We start from the raw sequence: 11,258 nt of genomic DNA, 5'->3' as shown, positions 1-11,258 counted from the left end.
ATGGAATAGATGATCTGTTATTTCACTTAAAATAGGAATCATTGGGTAAAAGGGAAGTCTAAATTGAGCGTGGCAGGAGATGTTTTTTCATACTAACAGGAGAGGTTTTTATAACTGTTGTTTTCAATGTTATACTTTGCAACTGCAGAACAACTATCGCATTTTTAAAAATGCGGTAGCTATTCGTCCCGGGGTACCACCCGATTCAAAATACTGTTCACCCGGTATTGAACCTAAATTTCAAACCGCTCTTTAAGTTCTTTATGGAGCCATCCCCGGGCTTTAGCCCAGTCTCTTTTCACGGTGCTCTCCGAAATATCCAGCGCTTCAGCAGTATCTTCTATAGTCATCTGGCCGAAGAAGCGCATCTCCACCACTTCGGTCAACCGCGGGTTTAGCTTCGAAAGTCGGTCAAGAGCGCTGTCAATACCGATCAATTCGTTAGCTTTTTTCTGCTGGACGCTAAACAGGTGGTCGATATAGGTCAGATCTTTTTGTTCTCCACCCCGCTTCCGGGCATTTTTTTTGCGTGCATAATCAATTAGTATTTGTCGCATGCATTTAGAGGCAATCGCCAGGAAATGTCCCCGGTCATTAAAATTGATCTTGGTCTGGTCTATCATTTTCAGGTAAGCTTCATGAACCAGCTCGGTTTTTGAAAGGGTGTGATCCGACTGTCGGCTCATGTGAGAATAGGCTAATCTCCTCAATTCATCGTAGATGTGAGGATACAGCCGGTCGTATATCTCTTTTCCCCCCTCTTCCTTCAGTTTTAACAGTAATCTCGTAACCTCAGACTTTTTGCCCATCGTTAATAATTGAAGATGATATTTTTATAAAATGAACTGATATCGGTTGGCTTAACGTATCTCTATAAAGGGGTAAAGCCAAATGGAAAAATAGAAGTAAACCTCATTTTGTCAAGAGCCTTCCCCGACATTGAGCATTAATTTATGATCTTGTGAAAACAGCCGGCTAGTGCATTCAGGACCGTTATGTTCAAGTGCTGGCCTTTCTACTTATTAGATGACAAATCCGTTTTTTGGATAAGGATATTCCACCTCTTCTCATCCGCATTCCGGGTCCGAAGGCGGATGAGTAAAAACAAATAATTTAAGTTGACCTGTTTTAGCCGTCCTTGTCGTATTACTAGTGTGATTGTACAAAGAGAGCTGTGAGATTTTATTAAAAATATCATGGAAAATTTTTCCTGCAAACTGAACAATCATCTGCGACCTGTTAAATCAACCAAAAATTATTTAAGACTATGAAACTGACCAGAACGCTAAATTCGCTTTCTTATATCTCCATGCTGATGGCAATGCTGCTTTTTGCCGCCTGCAGCAGCAGTCCCACCAGTACCGGCAATCCGGGAGGATCCAATAACAATGATAATGAAGCGCCCCAGGCTGCTGCCACTGCCGATGTGGACACGATATCCACAGGGGAGAAGGTTACCCTGGACGCTTCCGGATCCACTGATCCCGACGGCGATGCGCTGACCTACAGCTGGCAGCTTGACGGACCCAACGGGAGCAGTTCACAGCTATCCGACCCGCAGGCTGAAAGCCCGACTTTTACCCCGGATGTTACCGGCGATTATATAGCAAGGTTAACGGTAGACGACGGCAACGGCGAAACCGACCAGGATGAGGTTACGGTAACAGCCGAATCAGATGTAACTGAAATAAATAGTGACATAACCGAGGATCAAACCTGGACGGACGATACGTTGTACCGGGTGACCGAATATATAGATGTACGCTCCGGTGCAACGCTCACCATTGAACCGGGTGTAACGGTAGAATTTGCAACGGATGCCGGTATCAATGTGCGTTCCGACAACTCCGTGCTTGTGTCTGCGGGTACGGGAGAAAACCCGATTGTACTTACCGGCATGCAGGAAGTCAACGGCTACTGGCGGGGTATCCGCATTAATTCCAATACGGTGGAAAACGAAATTAGTCATACGAGCATCCTGTACGCCGGCAGCGTCTCGGCCGGAACCTATTTTGAAGCGGCTGCACTAACGGTAGACCAGGCCAAAGTGCAACTGGAGCATGTGACTGTTGCCAACAGCGGGGGATACGGCATTCAGACGCGCCGATCAGGATCCGAATTTCCGATGCAGAACATGACTTTTTCAGGAAATGAGCTGGATCACGCCTATGTCCACATCAGCCAGCTCGGGAATTTTGACGCAGCCAGCAGTTTTGACGGGGGATATGTAACGGCATTTGGCGGCGGAACAACCGGGGATATGACGATTCCCGCACTGAACGGCGCGAAATTCCAAATAACAAATAATGTCGATTTTGAGCACCATATTTCCATTGCGGAAGGGGCTGAATTTGAGTTTGCCGCCGATGCCGGGATCGTGGTCCGCTCAGATGCGGTTATCGAGGCGGTGGGCACCTCCGACAATAAAATTGTATTCACTGGTACTAGCAGCGTACCGGGAGCCTGGCGCGGTATCTTCATCGGCTCTTCGTCGGTAGACAATATCATGGAGCATGTCGATATCCGTTATGGAGGCAGCACCAACATGGCTACGTACTTTGACAAAACCAACATGGTGATAGATCGGGCCAAAATCACCCTGCGGAATGTTTCCCTTACCGGAAGTGCCGGCTACGGTATCCAGACGCGCAGAGACGGCTCAGATTTTGCGCTGGAAAACTGCTTTTTTGACAATAATGCCAACTCGGACATGCTGATTCATCCCACCCAAATCTCCTCTGTCGACAGTCAGACCAATTTTAACGGCGGCGATGTCGAAGTGTACCGGGGCGATACGGAATCAACCGGGTCCGAAACCTGGAGTAATTTAAACAACGGGGTCTACCACGTCACTGGTTCTCTTACGATCGAGAATACCGTTTCTGTCGAACCCGGTGCGATGTTTGAGATGGGCACGGATGTAAAACTGATCGTTTCCGGCGGTTCCAGTCCCGGCGTAATCAAAGCCCTGGGCAGCAGCGACGACCTGATTACATTTACCGGCAGATCAAAAGCGAAAGGCGCATGGGCGGGGATCCTCATATCATCCGGATCAGTTGAAAATGAGATGGACTATGTAAAGATCGAATACGGCGGAGGAGCCGACCTGGCCACCTATATGGATGCGGGCAACCTGGGCATATACAATGATGGCTACCTGAACCTCTCCAATGCCGAGATCGAAAACAGTGCCAATTACGGCATTATCGTACGAGAAGGCCGTGATGCCCAGCTAAATGCGGCGGGAGTGAGTTATTCCGGCAACGACAACGATGACTTGTTTACATATTAATCCTGACATACCTGATAACAAAAAAATGGATTTGGCATGATGAAGAACGTTTTGACATTTATCCTGTTGATAGCAGTAATTGCAGCCTGTGGGGAAAGCACCACGGGACCGGGATCTGATACCGATAATAGTGAGCCCGACCAGGAGGAACCAACCGAAACGACCGGGTCGCTGGAGGTCAGCGTCTCTACATCGGGCAGTAGTACTGACGAGGACGGATACACGATAACGCTTGGTAGCGGGGAATCGGAGTCTGTTGAGCCCGATGGCAGCGTAACTTTTACAGACCTCGAAGAGGAGACCTACAGCGTGGAACTAAGTGGATTGGAGTCATACTGTACCGTCGACGGCGATAACCCCGTTTCAGCAGAGGTTACGGCCGGAGAGACAGCCAGCGTATCCTTTGACGTGACCTGCGAGCAGTCTCAGTCCGAGGCGGATGGAACAATCGTGTTTATGAAGCAGGTAGATCAGTCCACTATCGAATTGTTTCGGATGAATGCCGACGGATCGGACCAGCAGCGGCTGGGAGATGGAATCGAAGCCAGTTTTCCTGCCGTATCCCCCGATGGATCAAAGGTCGCGTATACCCATGAATCGGATATCTGGATTGCGGATATTGATGGGTCCAACCAAACAAGGTTGACCACCAATGCGGCAGGTAACTTCCATGCCGCCTGGTCGCCCGACGGATCTGAAATTGCATACGGCTCCACGCGGAATGACAATCACGATATTTATATCATGGATCTCAATGGGGAAAGTGAGCAACGATTAACTGTACATGAAGCCAGTGATGAACGGCCGTCGTGGTCTCCGGATGGAAATAGCATTATTTTCAGCAGCGATCGGGATGGTGACGACTACACAGAAATCCACAGTATCGATGTTGAAAGCGGAGAGGCAACCCTGTTGATGGAGCCGACACAGGACAACGGCATTAACTTGTACGATCCGGCATGGTCCCCGGACGGATCAAAAATTGCCTACCAGGGGTTCACCCGACTGGGGAATTCCCGGATATTTGTCGCCGATGCAGATGGAGGAAATGCAGGTTACATAACCTCCGATAATGTGGCGGCCCGACAACCATCCTGGTCGCCTGACGGGAATTATATCTCATTTATGTCACTCAGAGACGGGGAATCGCCCGATCAGATCTGGACCGTAGGGGCAAGTGGTGAGAACCAGTTCCTGCTGGTTGAAGGAGAAGGGAACTGGATGGTTAATTTCCCGAGTTGGGGACCAACGGTGGAATAATCTTTAAAATATAATCCCGGATTATTTACCGATATTTTATCCCATTTACACTCTTGCATACCATGTGAGCAGAGATGGCACCGTTTTAACCGGTGCCATCTCTTTTTGTATAAACAAAAAATATTAGAATCAGCAATTTGATTTGATCTTTTCAAAAAAATGCACTGTTTTTGAAATTCATTTAGAACAGTTATCCGTTAAATAAGAACTGCCAGTTTATGAAGAATTACATTCTCCCATTTATCCTGTTAAGCCTGAGCATCATGCTGGTCGCTTGTACCGAAACGCCCGAAGGCCCGGGCGATAGCGTTGAAGATGAGGGAGGACCGGAGATTACCGGTATACAACCGGATGAAGGGCCTGTTGGCATTATCGTGACGATTTCCGGAAATGGTTTTAGTTCTTCTGAGCAGGAAAATATGGTCACGTTTAACGGCACTGAAGCCGAGGTGCAGGAGGCAACCGAATCGGAGCTCAAGGCAGCGGTTCCTGAAGGGGCCGAGACAGGCCCGGTAGAAGTTTCGGTGCGGGGGCAACAGGTCACGGGACCGACATTTACGGTTAATGAAGAGGCGATGAGCATTGAAAGTGTGGAACCCGACAGCGGGAACCCGGGAACAGAAGTGGTAATAAAGGGAAAAAATTTTGGGACGAATCTCCAGGACATCGAAGTCTATTTTGCGGGCACCGAGGCACCGGTATCGGAAGCCACGGACACAGAAATTGTTACCCAGGTGCCGGAGGGAGCTGATACGGGTCCCGTAGAAATAACGGCCGGCGGAGAAACGGCAGCAGGTCCCACGTTTACAGTGACGCAAGCGGAACCCTCCGCTTTTGCCATCAGCGGCACTGTTGTTGACGGATCAACAGGACAGGGAATTGAAGGCGTCGAAATCTCTTTTTCCAGCGATATCGGGCCGGTCTATACAGATGGGCAGGGCAAATGGTCAGCCAGTGAGGTTCAGGCGCCGATAGCTGTTACGGCGAGTGCGGAAGAGTGGGATTTCCCGATCCACACCAAACTGGTTCTCGGTCCGGAACAGGAACTGGATTTTACTGCCCAACAAAGCTATTCTCCGCCCACCGGTACCCGCATCGCCTACCAGTACCGGGAGGGGTGTTCCCAGGGAACGTACTGCGACAAGCCGTTTTCGTTGTGGCTGATGGATTCAAACGGGCTCAACAAGGAGCAGTTGACCGATGAGTCGGCCTCCGACCACGGGCCGACCTGGTCACCCGATGCGTCAAAAATTGCTTTTTATTCAAACCGAGGCAGCGATTCCGACACATACCAAATCTGGATCATCGACCTGGACAGTGGAGAGTTGACGAATACCGGCATTGAGGGAACCCAGCCCGCGTGGTCACCGGACGGCAGCAGCATCGCCTATGTGCATCAGGGCAATATTCGCGTTATGGACCTGGAGGGCGGAGACAGGGAGATATTTGCCGCTGGCGGGGGATATGCCTATGCTTCATCACCTGCGTGGTCGCCGGATGGCACAAAAATTGCGTTTGATCTGACGGAAGAGGAAACCTATGAGACCCACATCTGGGTGATGGAGTCTGACGGCGGGAATGTGACACAACTTACGGATCAAGATGCCCCGAACCGGAGTCCCGCCTGGGAGCCGTCGGGTGGTGGCATCCTTTTTACCAGCAGGCGGTCTGCCGTGGATCGGCTGCGGATTATGGCGGTGGACGGGTCCAATGACCGCAGGAGAAACTGGCCGGATCACGCCCAGACCCAGCCCGCATGGTCGCCGAGTGGCGGGGAAATTGTGTACACATCGCGGCGCATGATCCCGATCAGCGATTACATCCGGTGGATTCCAGCGGATAATGACGCATGGATGAATGTAGCCCCCGATTCAGATGCGGAAGCTGAATTTTGGGCCAACTCCCCCGCCTGGGCTCCGCAATAGGATTCTCATCCGGGAAGTGGTAAATTCGGAAGAAACAACGGGACTGCGATATGGCTGCTCAGCACACTACTCTGGGATTGATTCAACGGAGCTCAACGAATAATCCGGATGAAAACTTCAGTAAAACAATCGCCAATATTAGGGAGGCCGCCTCCGCGGGTGCACAAATCATATTGCTCCAGGAGCTGTTCAATACTACGTATTTTCCGCAGGTGCCGGATGATACCTATTTTGATTGGGCAGAGTCGATTCCAGGTCCCGTAACTGACAAGTTGACTGAGCTGGCTAAAGAACTGGGGGTGGTAATTACAGCCCCTTTTTTTGAGCGCAGGGCAGCGGGATTGTATCACAATTCACTGGTTGTAATCGATGCCGACGGCTCGCTGATGGGAACCTACCGGAAAAAACACATTCCCGATGATCCGGGGTTTTACGAAAAGTATTATTTTACCCCGGGTGAGGATGCCTACCAGGTGTTTGAAACGCGTTACGCCAAGATCGGTCCGCTTATCTGCTGGGACCAGTGGTACCCGGAAGCGGCGCGCATCACCGCTCTGAAGGGAGCAGAGATCCTGGTGTACCCGACCGCCATCGGCACGCTGCCGGATGAGGATGAACAAATGGCAAATGAATTTGTAGATGCCTGGCAGACGATTCAGCGCAGTCATGCCATCGCCAACGGCTGTTTTGTAGCCAGCATCAACCGGGTGGGACAGGAAGGAGATCTTACGTTTTGGGGGCGGTCGTTTGTAGCAGGCCCATTTGGACAAATGCTCAGCCAGGCGGGTGGGGAAGAGGAGATGCTGCTGGCAACGATCGATCTGGCCAAAATTGAAAAACAACGTCAAATCTGGCCGTTCTTCCGCGATCGGCGTATCGATACCTACAAACCAATTCTAAAGCGATATATTGATTAAATTTTAAATCCCTGGTGCCACTCCTCTCTGACTGAAAGATATCTGAGCATTTGACACAGTTGCCCTTTTCTTATTTTGTAATGGTTTAGCAAAAACGGTTGTTCGGACCAGTATCGATTTTTTTGATAATTCGATATCTCCAGTCAGGTGGCATAAACTGTGGTTTCTAACCGGGTCAGGCTTTGGTGGCGGATAAGACCTTCCCAAACTACCAGGTATGCAAATAACTTATTACAAGGCAGATCAATTTAGCAGAGTACAAAATCTTTTTATTATATAAGACATCCTCACACCCATATTAACACGTTGGCTATCAATAAGGTATAGCCATTAGTATTGTAAATTAATGTAAGGAATGTGGCTAATTGTACCCAACAATCTTGCATTTTTTCGGTCCCATCGTGCCAGTTTGGACCTTGGTTGTACAAAATATTTTATCATTGTCTGGTAAGGAGTGTTCATTTTTTGTCTGACTAAAAACAAACCTACAACAGTCACCAAAAGATCCCCGGATATTGTTCTATTGGCACCTCCAACCAACACATTGCTTATCCACACCACGTGGTTTTGCCGGGATTTTCTGGACTTTACGGGTGCTCGCTGAAAATGAGCTTACCCCTCCGGCGTATGGATTTGTGAGCCGTCTCGGGCAAACGCAGCGCAGCCGTTAAGAAAGAAACCCTGCAGTGGATACCAAGAAAGTCCATAAGCGAGGAAAATTTCCTTTTTGGGAATAGATCTGCTAACGCAAGAATCTGGGTTTCTTTTAGCCGCAGCGAAGTGTATCCAGGCGAATAAATCCATAGGCGGTGATTTCTTGGGATTCGTTTTTGTTCACACAAAAAGGAACTACTCTACCATCGGAAAGCAACGATTTTGGCTTTTTGAGCAAGCCCTATATAACCAGTTGGGATTGAACGCCCTTAAATATTTACATAACTTATTGTTAGCAGTAAGTTTTGCCTCGAGAGTGCGATGTCATCTGTAGAAGGCCCACCTCATAAGAGTGTAAAAATTAAAAGTAGCACGGAGGTTGAATATGGAACTGCAATACACCGATTCCTCGACATGGACTGTTACGCTTCAATTACATGAATTTGAAACTCTTTTGGTTGCAGCAAAAAAGTTGTTGCAAGGTTCCGATAAAAGAATTCCAAAACCAGCCAGAAAGCGACTAAAAAATATTGTAAATAGCTACGATGAAGAGTGTAAGAGAGTTTATGACGCCAGCAAATTATTCTCTCGGGCTGATCAATAAAACACCATACGATGCTGTACGAATAAAGTCTTATATCCCTGGCATTATAAACAACAAACGGTGTGCTGGTACACGTATGGTAGGCAGGGAATAAGATTCCACAACGTTTCAATCAGTCATTTACAGAGAACAAGGGACATTATGAGGGAATCTGTATTGGATTCAGATCAAATACTCCCTATCGGTGATCATGGCGATACCTTAGTCGTTATTGGGATGTACCAGGTTAGACTTTTGTGATACCATGGGCATTCTTTTACGCTTTTCTGCCCGGGCCCCGGCGGGTGAGCCTGATCGTGTCGTTCAACAACTGGAATGAGGACCAATACATGGAAAAATTCCTGTTTGACGAGCGGCTGGCTACCTGTCAAACCAACGCCACTTCTATAACACCCCTGAAGGATTAAATTATTCTTGAGTTTTCGGTATTCGAGGAGTTAATCAAGAAGATTTGGTTCGTCTTGGATCACCCCAAAATGAACACCCCCTAGAGTGTCAAAGAGAATAGTCAGGAGTTTATGTGGGTTTAAGGCTAACATCAAGGTTTTATTTTGATTAGGGAAATTATAAAAGCCATTCTCCGGATACCCAAAATGGGCAATATCCGGTAGTAAAATCTAAAACCAGTGGCAAACCCGGGTAACTTAAAATGCTCTTTCAGCACGGCAATTCTTTTCAAAATGTGTTGCCCCACGAGATATGGGAAGATGTGATTTTAGACACTCTTTAATCATCATTGTTAAAGAGTGTTTTAAAAACTGCGGAAGCGAAGACATGAATATTTTTTGAGCCATCCTGCAATTATTTCACGTATTCCAATATGAGTAACAAAATAATTCACTACAGGATGGTTATTACGGTTAAGAAAAAAGCAAGCTTTATTGCCGGGGCTATAGCTGTATTTGTTTTCTGCTCCGTCGGTTTTGCACAGACCGACCCGTTTATTGACGGCTCAGACATACGACCGTTTACCGCATCGGGAAGTATTGGTCTCTCTGCGAGTGCCTACACAGCCTCAGGTATTCAAAATCGGCGTGCTCCAGCCAGTCTTCAGACCAACGCCAATCTGAACTTTTCCGTATTTGGATTCAGTTCAGGTCTGAATCTACTGTATTCCACAGATCAGTCACGCCTGCGACAGAATATGAATAACCTAAGTTTTGATGCCAGCTGGAAATGGCTGACTGTCCAGGCAGGGGACGTGAGTCCGGCCTTCTCGGAATACGGGCTGAACGGGACCACAATCAGGGGCGGCTACCTGCAGGTTAGTCCCGGCAACTGGCTGGTGGAACTCTCCGGCGGGCGGTCCAGGCGCAAGGTCGATTTTCAGCCCCGTGCGGAATTACGAGAGCCGGCCTACGAACGGTGGGCAGTGGCCGGCAAGATCGGGTATGGATCTGACGATGACAGCCATTTCTTTTTGAGTTCCCATTATTCAATTGACAAAAAGCATTCGGTGGATAATCCGGGAACAATCACACCGCAGGAAAATCTTACGATTACCCCCGACGCTCAACTATTGATCTTCGATGGAGCGATCAGCCTGGCCAGCCAGGTAACATTTTCGGCCTACACGCGTGACCTGAACAGCCCGCTCATACCCCTTGGTGGGATCGGGGTTCCTGCCTTTTTAACTAACATTATGTCGGCTCATACGAGCTCACGCATAAACTACGCGGGTCAGGCGTCGGCAGACCTGGACCTGGATCAGTTTGGATTGCAGCTCGGCTACGAGCGGGTACAGCCGGGGTTTATTTCACTGGGTGTTGGACGGACGCGCGATGACCAGCAGAAAGTACGGATTAGCCCCTCGGTGCAACTGTTTGACAATAAGCTGTCTCTGCAGGGAAATATTGTGCTGGGCCGGGATAACCTGTTGAATACTCGTCTTCATACCCAGCAAAATACCACCATTGGTACAACGGCCCAGTTGCAGCTTACCGACCGGATTTCGATCAATGGAAACTACAACCTGATGGTCAACGATATCTCCTCTAATACAAAGTCGGGTACTCCGCAACAGGGAGGTGGTATCGATCAGGTGCAGGTTTCAAATACTTTTATGCTGCAGCCTGCCGCCACATTTCAAAGAGACGAGCATACCCATAACGTCTCAATTTCCGGTTCCTACTTTACACTGACCAATGAGTTTGAAGGACCGGGTTCCTCGACCTCCGGCAACTTCGCGTCCGATACCTATTCCAGCTCGGTTACCTACAGCCTTACATTCCCCTCCGGATTTTCTGTAAACACCATGAGTAACTTCTTAATCAACCGTTCCAACCGCTCGGAAAATATCTCAACAGGAGCGAATTTTGGAGCGGTGTATTCACTGTTTGAGCGCAAAATGACACTGAGTTTGAACGCGGGCATTAACCAAAACCGGAACGAGATCAATCGAGCAGGCCCAAACCAGGATGATCTCACTGTAAAGGCCCGCCAGTTGATGTTGAACATGACGGCAAACTATCGGCTGACCAGTAAAGATACGTTCTCACTCTCGGTACGAAACCGCAGCAACAATGTCCTCCAGGGCGGCAGCAGCAGATACGCCGAGCTGGAAGGTAATTTTAAATATCAGCATCGATTTTAACCAGTTTATCCAA

8 protein-coding genes are annotated in these 11,258 nt (G+C 48.6%); 7 read left to right on the top strand and 1 reads right to left on the bottom strand.

The window, feature by feature from the left end:
- Positions 1-233 precede the first annotated feature (233 nt).
- Entirely contained in the window at positions 234-809 is a 576-nt protein-coding gene (locus ACG2E4_RS01825; RefSeq protein ID WP_395275546.1) for a sigma-70 family RNA polymerase sigma factor, read from the bottom strand.
- A 458-nt stretch (positions 810-1,267) separates the two neighbouring features.
- Here ACG2E4_RS01825 and ACG2E4_RS01820 point away from each other — a divergent pair, with 458 nt between their 5' ends.
- The 7 genes from ACG2E4_RS01820 (at position 1,268) to ACG2E4_RS01790 (ending at position 11,245) form a co-directional block, all read left to right on the top strand.
- Positions 1,268-3,292, top strand: a complete 2,025-nt coding sequence (locus tag ACG2E4_RS01820) for a PKD domain-containing protein (protein ID WP_395275545.1) — start codon at positions 1,268-1,270, stop codon at positions 3,290-3,292.
- 36 nt (positions 3,293-3,328) lie between these two features.
- Positions 3,329-4,552 carry a DPP IV N-terminal domain-containing protein gene (locus ACG2E4_RS01815; protein WP_395260567.1) on the top strand — a complete coding sequence of 408 codons (1,224 nt, stop codon included), beginning with the start codon at positions 3,329-3,331 and terminating at the stop codon, positions 4,550-4,552.
- Between the two features lie 218 nt (positions 4,553-4,770).
- Positions 4,771-6,477 carry an IPT/TIG domain-containing protein gene (locus ACG2E4_RS01810; RefSeq protein WP_395275544.1) on the top strand — a complete coding sequence of 569 codons (1,707 nt, stop codon included), beginning with the start codon at positions 4,771-4,773 and terminating at the stop codon, positions 6,475-6,477.
- Between the two features lie 50 nt (positions 6,478-6,527).
- Positions 6,528-7,394, top strand: a complete 867-nt coding sequence (locus tag ACG2E4_RS01805) for a carbon-nitrogen hydrolase (protein ID WP_395275543.1) — start codon at positions 6,528-6,530, stop codon at positions 7,392-7,394.
- A 1,039-nt stretch (positions 7,395-8,433) separates the two neighbouring features.
- The gene (locus tag ACG2E4_RS01800; protein ID WP_395275542.1) at positions 8,434-8,652 is read left to right on the top strand and encodes a hypothetical protein; all 219 of its coding nucleotides are present in this window, start codon (positions 8,434-8,436) and stop codon (positions 8,650-8,652) included.
- Positions 8,653-8,888: 236 nt separating this feature from the next.
- A complete protein-coding gene (locus tag ACG2E4_RS01795) occupies positions 8,889-9,059 on the top strand; it encodes a hypothetical protein (protein WP_395260561.1) in 171 nt (56 codons plus the stop codon).
- A 413-nt stretch (positions 9,060-9,472) separates the two neighbouring features.
- On the top strand, positions 9,473-11,245 hold the full coding sequence (locus ACG2E4_RS01790) for a hypothetical protein (protein WP_395260560.1): 1,773 nt from the start codon (positions 9,473-9,475) through the stop codon (positions 11,243-11,245).
- Positions 11,246-11,258: the final 13 nt, after the last annotated feature.

It is taken from the genome of Halalkalibaculum sp. DA384, assembly GCF_043951955.1.
In the GTDB taxonomy this organism is placed as follows: Bacteria; Bacteroidota; Rhodothermia; order Balneolales; family Balneolaceae; genus JAMQKA01.
The sequence above is the reverse complement of the archived record's forward strand: the minus strand, read 5'-3'. Positions and strand labels throughout refer to the sequence as shown.

Excerpts from the sequence above, each read along its gene's own strand:
- ACG2E4_RS01810 (WP_395275544.1), top strand. The coding sequence starts at position 4,771 with ATGAAGAATTACATTCTCCCATTTATCCTGTTAAGCCTGAGCATCATG.
- ACG2E4_RS01825 (WP_395275546.1), bottom strand. The coding sequence starts at position 809 with ATGGGCAAAAAGTCTGAGGTTACGAGATTACTGTTAAAACTGAAGGAA.
- ACG2E4_RS01790 (WP_395260560.1), top strand. The coding sequence starts at position 9,473 with ATGAGTAACAAAATAATTCACTACAGGATGGTTATTACGGTTAAGAAA.
- ACG2E4_RS01800 (WP_395275542.1), top strand. The coding sequence starts at position 8,434 with ATGGAACTGCAATACACCGATTCCTCGACATGGACTGTTACGCTTCAA.
- ACG2E4_RS01820 (WP_395275545.1), top strand. The coding sequence starts at position 1,268 with ATGAAACTGACCAGAACGCTAAATTCGCTTTCTTATATCTCCATGCTG.
- ACG2E4_RS01805 (WP_395275543.1), top strand. The coding sequence starts at position 6,528 with ATGGCTGCTCAGCACACTACTCTGGGATTGATTCAACGGAGCTCAACG.
- ACG2E4_RS01815 (WP_395260567.1), top strand. The coding sequence starts at position 3,329 with ATGATGAAGAACGTTTTGACATTTATCCTGTTGATAGCAGTAATTGCA.